Origin of the sequence: Hydrogenophaga sp., from assembly GCF_019635465.1 — a bacterium.
Lineage (GTDB): Bacteria > Pseudomonadota > Gammaproteobacteria > Burkholderiales > Burkholderiaceae_C > Hydrogenophaga.
Genome location: NZ_JAHBZK010000001.1, coordinates 224,827 through 240,906, shown reverse-complemented (window position 1 = coordinate 240,906; position 16,080 = coordinate 224,827). Strand labels below are relative to the sequence as shown.

Sequence of the window (16,080 nt, the reverse complement as noted above, 5' to 3'; positions counted from 1 at the left end):
GTTGAACAACACAGGCTGGCTCGTGGCACCGCACGCGGCGGTGAACTGGCTGGCTGGGGGCGGAGAGGGTCTGGCGCGGCGGGCGGCGTCCTTACTTGGTCAGGATCAGCTTGTTCTGCGCCGTCAGGCTGAGTCGGTAGACCTGGCCTGCGTGCTCGATGTAGACCTCGCGCCGCCCGCTGCTGAGTTCGGCAAAGGGCACGCGCGGCGGGGTGGCCGCGGCGGTCACCGCGGGGGCGTTGGGTGGTGGAGGGGGTGGTGCAGCGTTCACGGCCCGCAGTATAAACACAAATGCGAACAATTCGTATCTGATGAGCGAAAAATCCGCCCACCCCATGCGCGGCTCACCGATGCACTGACCAACGCCCGGATTTGCGCGAACGCCCTGCCTACAATCGCGCGCCATGAGCATCAAGAGCGACAAGTGGATCCGCCGCATGGCCGAGCAACACGGCCTGATCGAACCCTTCGAGCCCGGCCAGGTGCGCCAGGTCGATGGCAAGCGTGTGATCAGCTACGGCACCAGCAGCTATGGCTACGACATCCGCTGCGCGCCCGAATTCAAGGTGTTCACCAACATCCACAGCACCGTGGTCGATCCCAAGGCCTTCGACGAAAAGAGCTTCGTCGACTTCCACGGTGACCACTGCATCATCCCGCCCAACAGCTTCGCGCTGGCGCGCACGGTCGAGTACTTCCGCATCCCGCGCAACGTGCTGACCATCTGCCTGGGCAAGAGCACCTATGCCCGCTGCGGAATCATCGTCAACGTCACGCCCTTCGAGCCCGAATGGGAAGGCTATGTGACGCTGGAGTTCAGCAACACCACGCCGCTGCCGGCCAAGATCTACGCGGGCGAGGGCTGCGCGCAGGTGCTGTTCTTTGAAAGCGACGAGGTCTGCGACGTGTCCTACAAGGACCGTGGCGGCAAGTACCAGGGGCAGGTCGGGGTCACCCTGCCCAAGGCCTGACGGCCACACCAGGCCACACCGGACGGGGCAGGAGACACACCATGAAATGGGAAAACAACCGAGCCTCCGATCAGATTGAAGACCGACGCAACAGCCCCGGCGGCATGGGCCGAGCGCCACGCCTGGGCGGTGGCCGTGGCATCGGACTGGGCACCATCGCCATCGCGCTCATTGCGGGCTGGGTGTTCGGCATCAACCCGCTGACCATCCTGGGCGCGCTCGACGGCGGTGGCCTGCAGGCGCCCACGCAGGTGGAGGCACCCCAGGGCCAGAGCGGCGCACCCAGCGACGACATGGGCCGCTTCGTGGCCTCGGTGCTGGGTGGCACCGAAGACGCCTGGGACCAAATCTTTCGGGAATCCGGCTCGCAGTACCAGAAGCCGCGGCTGGTGCTGTTCCGTGGCGCCACGCCCACCGCTTGCGGTACGGGACAGGCCGCCATGGGGCCGTTCTATTGCCCGGCCGACCGGCAGGTCTACATCGACCTGAGCTTCTACGACACGCTGCGCCGCCAGCTGGGCGCGCCAGGCGACTTCGCCCAGGCCTACGTCATCGCCCACGAGGTCGGCCACCACGTGCAGAACCTGCTCGGCATCACCGACCAGATGGAGAAGGCCCGCGGGCGCATGGGCCAGCGCGAATACAACGCGCTGTCGGTGCGCCTGGAGCTGCAGGCCGACTGCTTCGCCGGCATCTGGGCCCACCGCAACCAGCAGACGCGCCAGATTCTGGAGCCGGGCGACATCGACGAAGCCCTGAACGCAGCCGCGGCCATCGGCGACGACACGCTGCAGCGCCAAAGCCAGGGGCAGGTGGTGCCCGACAGCTTCACCCACGGCACCAGCGACCAGCGCCAGCGGTGGTTTCGCACCGGCCTCGAGACGGGCGACGTGCGGGCCTGTGACACCTTCAAGGCGGCCCGGCTTTAGCCACCATCTCGCTCGGCTTTGGGCGCCGGATGCGCCCGAATCGGGCTGGATGCGACAATACCCGGCTTCACAGGTGGTCTGCCCGGGCATTTTTCGGGGTGGGTCACACGACCCGATATGACCCAAAGCTTCTCCGAACTCAATCTCGCGCCTGCGCTGGCCAAGGCCGTGGCCGGCATGGGCTACGAAACCATGACGCCGATCCAGGCGCAGGCCATCCCGCAGGTGCTGACCGGCCGCGACGTGATGGGCGCGGCCCAGACCGGTACCGGCAAGACGGCTGCGTTCAGCCTGCCGCTGCTGCAGCGCCTGCTCAAGCACGAAAACGTTTCCACCTCGCCGGCGCGCCATCCGGTGCGCGCGCTGGTGCTGCTCCCTACGCGCGAACTGGCCGACCAAGTGGCCGAGCAGGTCAAGCTCTACGCCCAGTACACCCAGCTGCGCAGCACCGTGGTGTTCGGTGGCGTGGACATGAAGCCACAGACGGCCGAGCTCAAGAAGGGCGTGGAAGTGCTGGTGGCCACGCCGGGCCGTCTGCTCGACCACATCGAGGCCAAGAACTGCGTGCTCAACCAGGTCGAGTACGTGGTGCTCGACGAGGCCGACCGCATGCTCGACATCGGCTTCCTGCCCGACTTGCAGCGCATCCTGAGCTACCTGCCCAAGCAGCGCACCACGCTGCTGTTCTCGGCCACCTTCTCGCCCGAGATCAAGCGCCTGGCCAACAGCTACCTGCAGGACCCGATCACCGTCGAGGTGGCGCGCTCCAACGCCACCGCGTCCACCGTCGAGCAGCACTTCTACCGCGTCGACGACGACGACAAGCGCGCGACCCTGCGCCAGATCGTTCGCGAGCGCGGCATCAAGCAGGCCTTCGTCTTCGTCAACAGCAAGCTGGGCTGTGCCCGCCTGGCGCGCTCACTTGAGCGCGATGGCCTCAACACCGCGGCCCTGCACGGCGACAAGAGCCAGGACGAGCGTCTGAAGGCACTCGATGCCTTCAAGCAAGGCAATGTGGACCTGCTGGTGTGCACCGACGTGGCCGCGCGCGGCCTCGACATCAAGGACGTGCCGGCGGTCTTCAACTTTGACATTCCGTTCAACGCCGAAGACTACGTGCACCGCATCGGCCGCACCGGCCGTGCCGGCGCCTCGGGTCTGGCGGTGTCGTTCGTGGGCGGCCGCGACGCCCGCCTGGTGGGCGACATCGAAAAGCTGGTGGGTCGCAAGCTGGAGATCGAGGCGCTTGAGCTCGAACCCGATCGCCGACCTGCCGGCCGCTTCAACGACGGCCAGCGTGCCTGGCAACGCGAAGAAGGCGGGCGCGAAGCGCGTTCGCCGCGGCCCCAGCCGGCGCCGCGCGCACCGGTCGACCCGTTCTTCGACAAGCCCTACGAGGCGCCCGAGACCCGCGAAGCCCCGCCGGCCTGGGAGGCCCAGCAGCAGCCCCGCAGCAACGCAGCCCGTGGCACGTCACCCAACATCAAGACGCGCCGCAAGGTGCCGGCCCTGTTCAAGGCATCGGCACCGGTCGACAGCAACTGAGCACTGCGCTGTTCAGTCCAGCCCTGGCGTCTGGGCCGCGGCGCAATGGACATCGATGCATTCGTAGGCGCGCTGGCCTGCGTCCAGGCGGGCGGCGGTGAGGCAGCCTCCCCAGACACATCCGGTGTCCAGTGCCAGCAAGGTGTCGGTGCGCAGGCGTCCCAGTGTGGACCAGTGCCCGAAGGCCACCGGCACCTGCGCGGTACGCCGGCCTGGCACTTCGTACCAGGGCATGAAGCCCGCCGGTGGCGTGGCGGCGGCGCTCTTGGTGGCGAACTCCATCTCGCCCCTGGCGCTGCAAAAGCGCAGCCGTGTGAAGGCGTTGACGATCACCCGCAGGCGATCGCTGCCCGTGAGTGTTTCGCGCCAGCGCGTCGGCTGGTTGCCGTACATCTCGTGCAGAAAATCCGCCCACTGCGGGCTTTGCAGCACGGTCTCAACCTCGTGGGCCAGGGTCAGGGCTTCGGTGTCGCTCCAGTCGGGCAGCACGCCGGCGTGCACCAGCAACCAGCCGTGTTCCATCAGGGCCAGTGGCCGCGCCCGCAGCCAGTCGAGCAGGGCGTCGCGGTCGTCGGCCTGCAGGATGTCGTCGAGCGTGTCGTTGCGGTGCGGCTTGCGCACGCGGTGCGAAACGGCCAGCAGGTGCAGGTCGTGGTTGCCCAGCAGGCACTGCGCGCTGCCCTCCAGCGCAATGAGCCGACGCATGGCCGCCAGCGAAGCCGGTCCGCGGTTGACGAGGTCGCCCACCACGATGAGGCGGTCGCGGCTGGGTGAAAAACCCACCTCGTCGAGCAAGCGACCGAGTGCCTCATCGCAGCCCTGGACATCGCCGATCAGATACAGTGACATGCCTTTGATTCCACAGAGAAATCGATTCCCCACGTGCGCCGTCTCAGGGCGCAGCCCGGGCCACATCTTGCGCCAGGGTCGGGCCTGATTATGGATATCGTCCTCATCGCCTTCCTCACGCTGCTCAATGGCGCCTTTGCCATGTCGGAGCTGGCGCTGGCCTCCAGCCGCAAGGCCCGTCTCAACGCCATGGCCGACGACGGTGACAAGGGCGCCGTCACCGCCCTGCAGCTGCTCGACAACCCGACGCAGTTCCTGTCCTCGGTGCAGGTGGGCATCACTTCCATCGGCATGCTCAACGGTATCGTTGGCGAGGCCGCCTTCAGCGACGACCTCGCCGCTCGATTGCAATCGGTGGGGCTGGAGGCCACGGTCGCCGGCGTGCTGGCCACGGCCATTGTGGTCACGGTCATCACCTTCATCACCATCGTCTTTGGCGAGCTGGTGCCCAAGCGCATCGGCCAGCTGTACCCGGAGCCGGTGGCGCGCTGGGTGTCGCGGCCCATGGCCGCCGTGGCGACCGGCGCCAAGCCTTTTGTCTGGTTGCTCACGCATACCACCCAATGGGTGCTCAAGCTGCTGCGCGTGGACAACGCCGGCGGTCAGCAGGTCACCGAAGAAGAAATCAACGCCAGCCTGGCCGAGGGCGTGGACGCCGGCATCATCGAGGCGCAGGAGCACCGCATGGTGCGCAATGTGTTCGGCCTCGACGACCGCCAGCTCAACTCGATCATGGTGCAGGCCTCCGAGATCGAATGGCTGGACGCCCGCGCCGGGGTGGGCGATGCCTTGGTCAAGGCCCGCGAGAGCGCCCATTCCTGGTACCCGGTGTGCCGTGGCGGTCTGGAGGACGTGGTGGGTGTCATCAGCGTGCCGCGCTTGCTCGCGCTGCAGGCCGAGGGCGACGCGCAGCCGGTGGGCACGCATGTGTCGCCGGCCGTGTTTGTGCCCGAAACCCTCAGCGGCATGGAGCTGCTCGACCAGTTCCGCGAACGCGCCACGCGCATGGTGTTCGTGGTCGACGAGTACGGCGTGGTGCAGGGCCTGCTCACGCCGCGCGACATGCTCGAGGCCATCACTGGCGAGTTGTCGCCCGAACTGCCGGTCGATGCCTGGGCACGCCAGCGCGACGACGGTGCCTGGGAGATTGACGGCGCCATGCCGGTTGCCGAGCTGAAGTCGCGCCTGGAGATCGACTCCCTGCCCGACGAAGACAAGGGCCGCTACGCCACCGTGGCGGGCCTCATGCAGGCGGCCTCGGGCTCGTTGCTGCAGAACGGTGAGTGCGTGGATGTCGGCGGCTGGCGCTTCGAGGTGATCGAGCTCGATGGTCGGCGCATCGACCGCGTGCTCATCACCGCCCTGCCACCCGAGGAAGAGGCCGACCAGGCGTCAGAGATCGACGGCTGAGCGGGCAGCGGGCCACCACGCGGGCAACAGCGCCCGCACGCCCGGCTCGTCAAAGCGCGCATCCAGCAGCAGCACGCTGCCACGGTCCTGCGGGGTGCGGATGAGGCGTCCTGCCGCCTGCACCACCTTGTGCAGGCCGGGGTACAGGTAGGTATCGTTCCAGCCGTTGCCACCCGCGCGCTGCAGCTTTTCGCGCAAGGCCTCGCTCAGCGGCTCGGGCGGTGGCAGGCCCAGCGTGGCCACGCTGACGCCCACCAGGCGATCACCCGGCAGGTCGATGCCTTCAGCGAACACACCGCCCAATACCGCGAAGCCCAGGCCCGTGCCACCGCTTTCGAACCGGGCCAGAAAGGCCTCGCGTGCGGACTCGCTCATGCTGCGCGATTGCGCCCAGACGGTGACGTCGGGCGCTGCGGCCACGAAGGCGTTCATGGCCTGGTCCAGGTAGTCGAAGCTGCTGAAGAACGCGAGGTGGTTGCCGGGTGTGCCACGCACGTGTGCTTGCAGGGCCGCCACCAGGTCGGGCAGGGTGCGCGCGCGGTCGGCCCAGCGCGTGGACAGGCCCTTGGCGATGAACACCTGTAGTTGCGATGGTTCGAATGGGGAGGCCACGTCCAGCTGGGCGGTCGCTTCGCCCAAACCCAGCAGGCGCTGGGTGTGGTCCATGGGTGTGAGCGTGGCCGAGAACAGCGTGGCCGCGTGCGCGGCCTCCCAGCGCGGGCGCAGCAGCTCGGCGGGCAACAGGCAGCGCAAGGCCAGACGTGGCCGTGGCCGACCGCGGCGTGGGGCGGTGCCGGCACTGCGCTCGAATACGCTGTGATCGCCGAACTGGTCGGCGACGCGAAGGAACTGCAGGGCCTCGAACAACCATGGTTGCAGGGGCGCTGCGGCCTGCGGGTGTTGCGCCATGAAGTCGGTGAGGCGGCTCAGGTGCTGGCGCAGCGTGTGCACGAACGCGCCGGGCAGTTCGTCGTCGATGGTGGTGCCGCCAGCCCAGTCGCTGGCCAGCGTTCCCCATGCGCGGTGCACGGCATTCATGCTGCCGGCCAGGCTGCGCGGGGCTTGCGCCCGCCAGGCCGCAAATCGCAGGGGGTCGAGCTCGGCGCTGTGCATCTGGCGCGCGCGCTCGGCCAGGTTGTGCGCTTCGTCCAGCAGCAGTTGCACCCGCCACCCTTCGCTGCGCGCCATCGCCCAGGCCTGGGCACTGAGGTCGAACCAGTGGTTCACATCGCCCACCACCACGTCGGCCCAGCGCTGCAGCTCCTGCGTCAGGTAATAGGGGCAGATGGCGTGTTCGCGTGCCACAACGCGCACGGCGTGCTGGTCGAGCCAGCCGATCCGTACCGCGGCGGCGCGCGCATCGGCGAGCCGGTCGTAGAAGCCGCGTGCCAGCGGACAGGACTCGCCATGGCAGGCGAGGTCGGGGTGCTCGCAGCTTTTGTCGCGCGACAGGCGCTCCAGCACCCGTAGCGGTTGCGCGTTCAGGCGCTTGAGGCCGTCGAGCGCGATCGTGCGGGTGGTGCCCTTGGGGGTGAGCACCAGCAGTTGGTCGCTGTTGACCACCGGCATCGCGCGCAAGGCGCCGAACAGGGTGGCGGCCGTCTTGCCGATGCCGGTGGGCGCTTGCGCCAACAGGTGGCGACCCGCCCGCTGCGAGCGAAACACCGCCTCGGTGAGCTCGCGCTGGCCTTGGCGATAGTGGTCAAACGGAAAGGGCAGCGCCTGCAGCGCCGCATTGCGAGCGCGCCTGTGGGCACGCTCCTGCAGGGCCCAGTCCAGGTAGCGGCCACTCAGCGCCAGCGCGTGGGCCGCCAGCGCCTCGCGGCTGTGGGTTTCGGACAGCACCGTTTCGCGACCGCTGTCGATATCGAAATACACCAGCGCCACGTCGATCTGCGACCACTGCTCGGCTTCGCACAGCAACCAGCCGTAGACCTTGGCCTGCGCCCAGTGCAGCGAGCGCTGGTTGTCGGGAATGAGCGCGGGGTCGCCGCGGTGGGTCTTGATCTCTTCCACGCGCCGGGCGTCCACATCGACACCGTCGGCGCGGCCCTGCAGCCACAGGCCGCCGCAGGCGGCGCCCAGGCTGCGCTCGCGCTGATAGCCCGAGGGACGACGGGCGGTGACGGCACCGTGGCCCTCGATGCCGGCCTGCGCACTGGGCGCGGGCGTGAAGCGGTGGTCCAGGTCGCCGCGGCGCGCGGCAAATGCGCACAGGGTGCGAACACCCACGCGGGGCAGGGCATCGGCGTCGACGGAAGCGGCTTCGGAACTCACAGCGCGGGGCATCATACGGGCCCCATGGACGAGCTACCGCTGACCCGACGCCACCACCAGCGATTGCGCGACACCTTGCGTTCGTCGGGCTGGCCGTGCCACGACCCGATCGAAGTCGACCTGCTGGCAGCGGCATTGCTCGAGCGCGTGTTCGACGCCGAGGGCCGCGAGCAACTGCGGGTTACCGATGCCGGCATTGCCGTGCTGGCGCGCGCGCAGCGGTCCCACCGGACGCGGCGCGACGCGCACGAGGCGCTGGTCGCGCGCGTGGCCCAGGCCCAGCTGCAGCAGGGGCGCCTGGCCTGGTGTGGCTTGTCCTTGCGGGCGCCGCTGGTGCAAGCCGATGGCGCCAACCACTGGGTGCTCGCCAACCCGGACGTGTTCTCCATCCGCCGCAGCTCGCGCCCCGACTGGCTCGAGCCTGTGGTGCACGAGATCAAGGTCAGCCGCGCCGACCTGCTGGCCGACCTGCGCCAGGAGGCCAAGCGGGCCGCTTACCTGGCCATGTCGGGCGCACTCTGGTACGTGCTGGGCCGCGATGCGCGCGGTCGGGCCATTGGTGGCGCGGACGATGTGCCCGCTGAATGCGGTGTCATGCTCGACACCGCAGAAGGCTGGCAGGTGGCGCGCGACGCGCCCCGGCGCGCCGTGCCCGCACTGCCTCACCATGTGTGGCTGGCGCTCGCGCAGGCCGCGCCGGTGGTGGGCGACGACCCGGTGCAGGCCTTGTTGTGAGCGGCGCCACCGTCGAGGCGCGCGCCTGGCTCAGTGCGGCCCGACCTCGCTGTCGTGCCAGCCGGCCAGGGCCCAGCGATTGACCGCGGCCAGCAGCAGATAGAGGGCCACGCCCGTGACCGAGATCAGCACCAGCGCCGCGAACATGCGCGGGATGTTGAGCTGATAGCCCGACTGCAGGATCTGGTAGGCCAGCCCAGTGCCCGTGCCACCGGTGCCGGCCACGAACTCGGCCACCACCGCACCGATCAGCGCCAGCCCGGCCGAGATGCGCAGGCCACCGAAGAAGTAGGGCAGCGCGCTGGGTATGCGCAGGCGCCATAACACCGCCCAGCGCGACGCATGGTGCAGCTTGAAGAAGGCCGCCAGGCCCGGGTTGACGCTGCGAAGGCCCAGCGTGGTGTTCGAGATCACCGGAAACAGCGCGACGATGGTGGCGCAGATCACCAGCGACAGCGTGGTGTCCTTGACCCAGATGATGATCAGCGGGGCAATGGCCACGATGGGGGTTACCTGCAACAGCACCGCGTAGGGAAAGAAGGCGGTCTCGATCCAGCGGCTCTGCACGAACACGAACGCGATCAGCGTGCCCAGCACGGCCGAGGCGACAAAGGCCAGCAGGGTGATCCACAGCGTGACGCCCAGGGCGCCCACCAGCAGGCCCCAGTCCTTGACCAGGGTCTGCGCGATCAACCATGGCGAGGGCACCAAGAAGGGGGGGATCTCGGCCACCACGACCCAGGTCTGCCAGATGACCAGCAGCAGCAAGGCCACCAGCACCGGGGCCAGATAGCGCATCAGCTCGCGCCGTTGCACCCACGGGCGCGTGGCAGCAGTCGGTGCGGCGTCTGCTGGTGGGTCGACCACGGCGGCGGGCAGGGCAGACACTTCCATGGTTTGCCTCAGGAATAGCTGGCTTCGCCGCTGGCGCGCAGCAAGCTGTCCTGCAGGCGCCGTGCGTGCTCGGCAAAGCGCTGGCTGACCCGGAAGTCGGGGCCGCGCGGGTAGGGCTCGTCAATGGCGACCTGCTCGATCACCCGGCCGGGGCGCGCCGCCATCACCACCACGCGCTGCGACAGGTACACCGCCTCGGCGATCGAGTGGGTGACGAAGACGACGGTGAGCTGTTGCTGCTGCCACAGGCGCAGCAGGTCGTCGTCCAGGCGGTTGCGCGTGATTTCATCGAGCGCGCCGAAGGGTTCGTCCATCAACAACAGGTGCGGCTGCGTCACCAGGCCGCGCGCGATCGACACCCGCATCTGCATGCCGCCGGAGAGCTCGCGTGGCCGGTGGGTGGCAAACGATTCCAGTCCCACCAGGGCCAGCGCATCGTTCACGCGCGCGTCGCTGGCGCCTCGGGCCTGCCCGGCCAGATCCAGCGGCAGTCGCACGTTGGTCTGCACATTGGCCCAGGGCATCAGCGTGGCCTCCTGGAACACGAACGACAGGCGCCGTCCGCCGGCCTCGAAATCGCGCACCGGCTTGCGCCAGAGCAGGATGCGACCCTCGGTGGGGTCCAGCATGCCCGCGACCATCTTGAGCAGCGTGCTCTTGCCGCAGCCCGAAGGCCCCAGCAGCGTGACGAACTCGCCCTGCGCGACCTGCAGATCCACCGGCAGCAAGGCGCGCGTGCCGTTGGGGTAGGTCTGCTCGGCCGACAGGACTTCGATCGCAGGGGGGAGTTCGCTCATGCCGCGTCGCCCGTCACTCAGGGCAGGATCTTCAAGTCCTTGACGAACTGGTCGGTGTAGGTGGCCTTGTAGTCCACCTTGGGGTCGATCAGCTTGTTGGCCACCAGCATGTCGAAGGTGGCCTTCATGCGGGCGTCGGTGATGATGCCCACGCCCATGGTGGCTGCGTCGCCGCCAAACACCATGCCGGTGGCCTTGAGTTGCGCAATGCCATGCGCAATCTTGTCGTCCGTCATGTTCGGGTTGTCCTTCTTGATCAGCGCGTTGGCGGCCGAGGGATCACCCGTGAGATATTTCTTCCAGCCCTCCATCGAGGCCTTGACGAACTTGGCCAGCGCCTGCGGGCGCTCCTTGACCGTTTTTTCCATGCAGACGATGGTGGTCGAGTAGGGGGGCCACCCGTGGTCGGACAACAGGAAGACGCTGGGCTTGAAGCCGCCTTCCTTCTCGATCGCGAAGGGCTCGGACGACAGGTAGCCCTGCTGCACCATGTTCTTGTCGGCGATGAAGGGCTGGATGTTGAAGGTGTAGGGCTTCATCTGGCTGTCGCTGAGGCCGTACTTGCTGCGCAGCCAGGGCCAGTAGGTGGTGGTGCCGGCACTGGAGACCAGGATGGTCTTGGTCTTGATGTCCTCGATCTTCTTCACGTCGGGGTGCGCCACCAGCACCTGCGGGTCCTTCTGGAAGGAGGCGGCCACCGTCACGGCGTTGATGCCTTGCGCCCGCACGCTCATGGTCTGCACGTCGTAGCCCATCACGCACTCGGCCTGGCCGGCGGCCATGATCTGCATGATGTTGACCTGCGGCCCGCCCATGCGGATGGTCACGTCCAGCCCGGCGGCCTTGTAGCTGCCGTCGGCCATCGCCTGGTAGAAGCCGCCGTGCTCGGCCTGGGCGTACCAGTTGGTGACGTAGGTGAACTTTTCCTGGGCGAAGGCCCCGCTGCACAAGGCGAGCGCGGCCAGGGTCAATGCACTGCGGGTCCGGATCGAAGCCATGTCATCTCCTTCGGGGGGGTAGGGGGTCAGCCGGGAATCGGTTCGCAAACTCCATGCCAATGTGCGGGCGCGTGGCGTTGCCCTACCTGGTGGGCGGCAGCCAGACGGTGGCTTCCACCTCCAGTCGCACGCCTTCGCCCGGCAGCATGCCGCTGACCTGCACCACCGTGCTGACCACCGGCTCCGCAAAGAAGAGGTCCCGCACGCGGTTGTAGGCCGGGTAATCGCGCAGGTCGGTGAAGTACTGCACCAGCCGGCAGACGTTGGCGAGATCGCCGCCATGGTCCTCGACCAGCTGCCGGATGCGCTCGAGCACCACCCAGCTCTGCACCACGATCGGACTCTCGAACACATCGACCGACAGCTGCCCGGTGTCGTAACCCTTGGTACGCAGTGCCTCGCGCGCGGCGGATGGCAAGGCGTCGTAGCGCTGCAACACCCCGCCGGAGGCGGCGTCCACCGCCACGATGCCACTCAGGTACAGGTGGTCGCCCACGCGACGGGCCGCCGCGTAGCGGGCCATGGGGGCTGCGGTGGAAGTGCGCATGCGTGCTCTCGTGACGAATTGGAAAGCGAAGCATAGCCAGTGTCCCTCAGCCGTCCAGCCGACAGCCTAGGGCCATGGCGGGATGTGGGTGCTGCAGCGCCTGCTTACTGTTCCGTTGGGCGCGATGTGCGTCGGCTTTGGAGATATGGGCATGGATCGGAGCATCGGGTTGTTGTTCACTTGCGCGGCACTGCTGAGTGCGTGCGGCGGTGGCGGCTCGGACGACAGTGGCAGCCACACGACCCGGGTGTCCACGGCGCCGGCACCTGCTCCAGCGCCCGCACCAGCGCCCGCACCAGCGCCAGCGCCCGCACCAGCGCCCGCACCAGCACCAGCACCAGCACCCACCTTCTCCGCCGCGCTCGTTGGGACACCCAGTCGCGGCGCTCAATTGCAATGGGGACCCGTCGACGGCGTGACCTTTTACCGAACCACGGTCGATCCGGATGGCCCCACTGGGCCGGGCGCACCCCAACCCGGGCCCGTTCAAACCGGCATTCAAGGGGATCGCTTCGACATTGGCACGGAGCTCGACCTGGCCAACGCCGTCCACAGCACGTACGACGTATACGGCTGCGCCTCGGCCGATGCGACCGTGTCCTTGTCCACGTGTGAACTGTTGGGGGTGGGGGCCGCTGCCGAAGGATTGAAGAGTGCCGTCGTCGTTGGTGAGATCCCTGGCGTGCCGGGTCGATCCACTGTGGGGTCGGCGATGGAAACCTACGTCTTCAGGGGCGAGGCCAAATTGACGATTGGGATTCCCGAGGCCAATGGTGGTGCGGGCGCTGTGGTGACGCTGGCGCGAACCAAGGGCGAATCCAGCTGGCGCCTGGTGCAAACCTTGACGCTGCCCGGTGCGCGATATGGCGACGATTTCGGACGCAGCCTGCGCCTCGCATCGCTCGGTACGGGGGGCACCGGCATGTTCGTTGGCGTTCCGGGGTTCGACATCGGTGTCAATACCGCCGACCAGAAAATGAACGCCGGGGCGGTGGCCCTCTATGTGCTTGGCAACAACGACCTCTGGACTTGGAAGGCCACGTTTACGGCGCCCAATGCGGGGCAGGGAGACGAATTCGGTACGTCTTTGGCGGTTGTCGTCGACACCCCGCCGAGTTCGCCTTCGACGCGAGAGCCCGGGATTGCAGTGGGTGCACCCTTTGAAGACAGCCCGGCTCAAGGTGTCTTCAGGGCCGATGCCCTGGCCACGGTGGGCGGGGATGCCGCCGCGGACGCAGACTACGGCGCCGTCTATACCCTGGTGCGCAATTCCGCCACAGGCGCCTTTGAGTGGGCCAGCTACATCAAGAGTGACAGGCCAACGGAGAGTGCCTACTTTGGCTACGCATTGGGCGGCTCTTACTTCGGAGATCGGCTGGCAGTGGGAGCGCCGGGTGCGTCGCGGCTCCCTGAGGCGCCGTATGGCGGCTCAGTCAATGTCTTCCATCTCGGGGGGCAATGGGTCAGCAATGTGGTTGCGGCCTCCACCTCACCGAACGCAAAGCCGCTGACCTCCTCATTCGGATCGGTGGTGTCCCTATCGCGCACTGGCCAAACGCTCGCCATTGGCGAACCTGAGGCGGATATTGGTCTCGCAACGAGCGCGGGACGGGTGCATGTGTGGGCCTACGGCGGATCGGGATGGCAGTATTCGGCGATGCTGAATGCCACACAACCCACGTCGCGGGAACGCTTTGGCAAGACCCTTCTCGCGCTGGACGACAAGCTCTGGGTGGGTGCCCCTGAAAACAACAGTGCATTCGCCGGTGTGCAACGCAAGGACCAGGTTGCGGCCGAGGCCGGTGGTTCTGTGGGTGGTGCGGGCGCGGTTTACCAGTTCTGGCGGTCTTCGTCGGGCTGGGATCTGTGGGCCCGGTTGAAGTCGCCCTCACCCATCGCCAACGAGAACTTTGGGCGGTCAATTGCCTACTCGGATGCCATTGGCTACACATACACCGTGGTCGGTGCCGACGCGCCCAGCGCCCCGATCAGCACGGGAACGACCAAGGGGCGGTTCTACACGTACTGAGTCGAGAGTGTCCGGGCGCTGGCTCAGCGCGTCAGCGCCTGCGTCACCCGTGCCATGAATGCCTCGCGGTCGCGGGTCGTCACGTTGTTCATGTCGTGCAACTGCAGCCAGGTCTTTTGGCAGCGCGGGTGAAACAGCATGGCCATGCCGCGCATCATGATGCGCCGGTGCGGGTCGCCCATGAACTTGAGCCACCACCAGGGCGAGCCGCCGTGGGTGATGACGGTGAAGCGGCGCACATGGCGCATGTTCGGGCTCAGCCGTTCGCCCTTGCGTCGCGCAGGTTCAAAGGTCACTTTGGGCAGCCACACGCGCTCCAGCCAACCCTTGAGCATGGCGGGTGGTCCCCACCACCAGGTGGGGTAGACCAGCACGATATGTTCGGCGCGGCGTATCAGCCCGATGTGGCCTTCAAAGCGCTGCAGCAGCCAGTCGGGCGCCTCGAGGTAGGCCGCGCGCTCGTCACGAGACAGCACGGGATCGAAGCCTTCGGCGTAGAGGTCGATGGTGTCGAGGACGTGGCCCTGGGCCTGCAGCGTGTCCTTGGCCAGGCGAAACAGCGCGGCGCTGAAGCTCTCGGGGTTGGGGTGGGCGTGAACGATCAGGGTCTGCATGGGTGTGGCGCCGTCAGGGTCTGGCGTACTCGGGCAACCACCCTTCGGCTTTGCCCGGGTTCATCAGCCCGTGCGGGTCGGCCAGCTTCTTGAAGTCGATCTGCGCGGTGTCGATGGTCTTCATGCCGCCGCCCTCGATGGTGACCACGTGGTTGTCGAACACCAGGCAGCCATCGGCCTCGTGCTCGCGAATGATTTCGTACAGCCGCTCGCGGTCGAAGTACGCCACCAGCGGTAAGGCAAACACCACGAAGCCGTGTTGATCGCGGCCGAACTCGTGGTGCATCACCAGCTCGTCGCCGTAGCGCTGCATCTGCCGCTCCACCAGGTCGATGTCCAGCGGCCAGCCGTAGACCGTCTGCAGGTTGGTCCAGCTCTTGTCGTGGCGCAGCGCCATCAGCGTGGTGTGGTTCCAGGCACATTCGAAGGCCGGCACCAGGCCCTCGCGCGTGAGCTCGTCCTCGGTCATGGCCATAGTCTCGGTGCCGCCAAAGCGGTGCACCAGCGCTCGCCAGGCGGGAAGATCGCGCGGGTTGACCATGGCGAACACGGCGTCCTGTCCGGCCGGGAAGCGATCGCCGAAGGCGTCGGCATAGAAGGGCGCGAAACGCTGGTCCACCGCGGTGATCTCGAACGCGTCGATCGCCGGTCCAGGTGGAACGGGCGGCGCGTCGGAGCCGCGAATGGGGTTGGCGCGCGCGCAGGCCTCGGTGGCCGCGACGCCAAACTCCAGTGCGCGGCGGTAGGTGGGGAACAGCGCGATGTGGTGCACCCAGTCCACCGCCGGCTTGAGCGCCAGGGTCAACTCGGTCATGACGCCGTTGGTGCCGAAGGCGTGGTGCACTTTCTGGATGTCGGCGTCGTCGAGCTCGATCACGCGCGGTGTCTCCTCGATCGTCACGATGCGCACCCGCGAGACATTGCCGGGGTCTTTCAGGATGCCGTTGCGCACGCTGCCGGCGCCGCCATAGCCGCCGCCAATGAAGCCGCCGATGGTGGCGGTGTCGCGCGTGCTCGGGTACATGAGCAATTCCTGCCCGCCGGGCACCACGGTGCTGGCGCGCACCGCGCGCTCCAGCGCCATGATGTTGCAGCCCGCCTGCACGCGCACCCAGCCGTCGCCGATCTCGAGCACCTGGTCCAGCCCGGTGATGTCCAGAATCACGCCGCCTTCGAGCGGCACGCATTGCCCGTAGTTGCCGGTACCGCCTCCGCGAACGACCAGCTTGACCCGTTCGCGCGCGCACGCCGTCACCACGCGGATCACCTCGTCCTCGGTCACCGGCCGCACGATGAGTTCGCCACGGCAGTCCTGGAGCTGCGCCTTCAGGATGGGGCTGTACCAGTGATAGTCCTGGCTCTTGAGCTCGAGCTGCGTAGGGTCGGTGCTCATGGCGATGCCATCGAGCGCGACCATGACGCGGTGCAGCGGCGTGGTCTGTGATGCAGCCGGAGGTGTGTTCGGTGGTGAGGTGGTCATGCAGT

The 16,080-nt window shown here is 67.6% G+C and carries 16 protein-coding genes; 6 read left to right on the top strand and 10 right to left on the bottom strand.

Annotated elements, in window-relative coordinates; all coding sequences use genetic code 11:
• Positions 1 to 91: 91 nt before the first annotated feature.
• A complete protein-coding gene (hemP, locus tag KF871_RS01245; RefSeq protein WP_291137115.1) occupies positions 92 to 229 on the bottom strand; it encodes a hemin uptake protein HemP in 138 nt (45 codons plus the stop codon).
• Between the two features lie 175 nt (positions 230 to 404).
• On the opposite strand from hemP, the gene dcd reads away from it, so the two are divergent.
• From dcd to KF871_RS01230, 3 genes are all read left to right on the top strand, one after another.
• A complete protein-coding gene (dcd, locus tag KF871_RS01240) occupies positions 405 to 971 on the top strand; it encodes a dCTP deaminase (protein WP_291137112.1) in 567 nt (188 codons plus the stop codon).
• Positions 972 to 1,012: 41 nt separating this feature from the next.
• A complete protein-coding gene (locus tag KF871_RS01235; protein ID WP_291137108.1) occupies positions 1,013 to 1,900 on the top strand; it encodes a neutral zinc metallopeptidase in 888 nt (295 codons plus the stop codon).
• A 117-nt stretch (positions 1,901 to 2,017) separates the two neighbouring features.
• A complete protein-coding gene (locus KF871_RS01230; RefSeq protein WP_291137105.1) occupies positions 2,018 to 3,445 on the top strand; it encodes a DEAD/DEAH box helicase in 1,428 nt (475 codons plus the stop codon).
• Between the two features lie 12 nt (positions 3,446 to 3,457).
• On the opposite strand, the gene KF871_RS01225 is transcribed toward KF871_RS01230, so the two are convergent.
• Positions 3,458 to 4,294: a symmetrical bis(5'-nucleosyl)-tetraphosphatase gene (locus KF871_RS01225; protein ID WP_291137102.1), complete on the bottom strand. Its 837-nt coding sequence runs from the start codon at positions 4,292 to 4,294 to the stop codon at positions 3,458 to 3,460.
• A gap of 90 nt (positions 4,295 to 4,384) precedes the next feature.
• Between KF871_RS01225 and KF871_RS01220 the strand changes: the two genes are divergently transcribed.
• Complete coding sequence (locus KF871_RS01220) at positions 4,385 to 5,704, top strand: hemolysin family protein (RefSeq protein WP_291137099.1); 1,320 nt, start codon at positions 4,385 to 4,387, stop codon at positions 5,702 to 5,704.
• Here the strand turns inward: KF871_RS01220 and KF871_RS01215 are convergent.
• Positions 5,687 to 7,981 carry an ATP-dependent DNA helicase gene (locus tag KF871_RS01215; RefSeq protein WP_291137096.1) on the bottom strand — a complete coding sequence of 765 codons (2,295 nt, stop codon included), beginning with the start codon at positions 7,979 to 7,981 and terminating at the stop codon, positions 5,687 to 5,689. The genes KF871_RS01220 and KF871_RS01215 overlap by 18 nt on opposite strands.
• Positions 7,982 to 8,005: 24 nt before the next feature.
• Between KF871_RS01215 and KF871_RS01210 the strand changes: the two genes are divergently transcribed.
• Positions 8,006 to 8,716 (top strand): hypothetical protein, encoded by a 711-nt coding sequence (locus KF871_RS01210; protein ID WP_291137093.1) that lies wholly within the window; start codon positions 8,006 to 8,008, stop codon positions 8,714 to 8,716.
• A 30-nt stretch (positions 8,717 to 8,746) separates the two neighbouring features.
• Here KF871_RS01210 and KF871_RS01205 read toward each other — a convergent pair whose 3' ends face one another.
• From KF871_RS01205 to KF871_RS01185, 5 genes are all read right to left on the bottom strand, one after another.
• Positions 8,747 to 9,514, bottom strand: coding sequence for an ABC transporter permease (locus KF871_RS01205; protein ID WP_291137395.1), 768 nt, complete (start codon positions 9,512 to 9,514; stop codon positions 8,747 to 8,749).
• Between the two features lie 104 nt (positions 9,515 to 9,618).
• Positions 9,619 to 10,407: an ABC transporter ATP-binding protein gene (locus KF871_RS01200; RefSeq protein ID WP_291137090.1), complete on the bottom strand. Its 789-nt coding sequence runs from the start codon at positions 10,405 to 10,407 to the stop codon at positions 9,619 to 9,621.
• A 17-nt stretch (positions 10,408 to 10,424) separates the two neighbouring features.
• Positions 10,425 to 11,405: an ABC transporter substrate-binding protein gene (locus KF871_RS01195; RefSeq protein ID WP_291137087.1), complete on the bottom strand. Its 981-nt coding sequence runs from the start codon at positions 11,403 to 11,405 to the stop codon at positions 10,425 to 10,427.
• Positions 11,406 to 11,487: 82 nt separating this feature from the next.
• A complete protein-coding gene (locus tag KF871_RS01190; protein WP_291137084.1) occupies positions 11,488 to 11,952 on the bottom strand; it encodes a Rid family hydrolase in 465 nt (154 codons plus the stop codon).
• A 176-nt stretch (positions 11,953 to 12,128) separates the two neighbouring features.
• Positions 12,129 to 12,326: a hypothetical protein gene (locus KF871_RS01185; RefSeq protein WP_291137081.1), complete on the bottom strand. Its 198-nt coding sequence runs from the start codon at positions 12,324 to 12,326 to the stop codon at positions 12,129 to 12,131.
• A 338-nt stretch (positions 12,327 to 12,664) separates the two neighbouring features.
• On the opposite strand from KF871_RS01185, the gene KF871_RS01180 reads away from it, so the two are divergent.
• Positions 12,665 to 13,981 carry a hypothetical protein gene (locus tag KF871_RS01180; RefSeq protein WP_291137078.1) on the top strand — a complete coding sequence of 439 codons (1,317 nt, stop codon included), beginning with the start codon at positions 12,665 to 12,667 and terminating at the stop codon, positions 13,979 to 13,981.
• Between the two features lie 23 nt (positions 13,982 to 14,004).
• Here the strand turns inward: KF871_RS01180 and KF871_RS01175 are convergent, their stop codons facing one another.
• Both KF871_RS01175 and KF871_RS01170 read right to left on the bottom strand, forming a co-directional pair.
• Positions 14,005 to 14,595 carry an NAD(P)H-dependent oxidoreductase gene (locus KF871_RS01175; RefSeq protein WP_291137075.1) on the bottom strand — a complete coding sequence of 197 codons (591 nt, stop codon included), beginning with the start codon at positions 14,593 to 14,595 and terminating at the stop codon, positions 14,005 to 14,007.
• 13 nt (positions 14,596 to 14,608) lie between these two features.
• The gene (locus tag KF871_RS01170; protein ID WP_291137073.1) at positions 14,609 to 16,075 is read right to left on the bottom strand and encodes an FAD-binding oxidoreductase; all 1,467 of its coding nucleotides are present in this window, start codon (positions 16,073 to 16,075) and stop codon (positions 14,609 to 14,611) included.
• Positions 16,076 to 16,080 lie beyond the last annotated feature (5 nt).

Bases quoted from the DNA above. Each gene is read 5' to 3' on its own strand.
- dcd (WP_291137112.1), top strand. From the start codon at position 405: ATGAGCATCAAGAGCGACAAGTGGATCCGCCGCATGGCCGAGCAACAC.
- KF871_RS01235 (WP_291137108.1), top strand. From the start codon at position 1,013: ATGAAATGGGAAAACAACCGAGCCTCCGATCAGATTGAAGACCGACGC.
- KF871_RS01230 (WP_291137105.1), top strand. From the start codon at position 2,018: ATGACCCAAAGCTTCTCCGAACTCAATCTCGCGCCTGCGCTGGCCAAG.
- KF871_RS01225 (WP_291137102.1), bottom strand. From the start codon at position 4,294: ATGTCACTGTATCTGATCGGCGATGTCCAGGGCTGCGATGAGGCACTC.
- KF871_RS01220 (WP_291137099.1), top strand. From the start codon at position 4,385: ATGGATATCGTCCTCATCGCCTTCCTCACGCTGCTCAATGGCGCCTTT.
- KF871_RS01210 (WP_291137093.1), top strand. From the start codon at position 8,006: ATGGACGAGCTACCGCTGACCCGACGCCACCACCAGCGATTGCGCGAC.
- KF871_RS01205 (WP_291137395.1), bottom strand. From the start codon at position 9,514: ATGCGCTATCTGGCCCCGGTGCTGGTGGCCTTGCTGCTGCTGGTCATC.
- KF871_RS01200 (WP_291137090.1), bottom strand. From the start codon at position 10,407: ATGAGCGAACTCCCCCCTGCGATCGAAGTCCTGTCGGCCGAGCAGACC.
- KF871_RS01195 (WP_291137087.1), bottom strand. From the start codon at position 11,405: ATGGCTTCGATCCGGACCCGCAGTGCATTGACCCTGGCCGCGCTCGCC.
- KF871_RS01190 (WP_291137084.1), bottom strand. From the start codon at position 11,952: ATGCGCACTTCCACCGCAGCCCCCATGGCCCGCTACGCGGCGGCCCGT.
- KF871_RS01180 (WP_291137078.1), top strand. From the start codon at position 12,665: ATGGAAACCTACGTCTTCAGGGGCGAGGCCAAATTGACGATTGGGATT.
- KF871_RS01175 (WP_291137075.1), bottom strand. From the start codon at position 14,595: ATGCAGACCCTGATCGTTCACGCCCACCCCAACCCCGAGAGCTTCAGC.
- KF871_RS01170 (WP_291137073.1), bottom strand. From the start codon at position 16,075: ATGACCACCTCACCACCGAACACACCTCCGGCTGCATCACAGACCACG.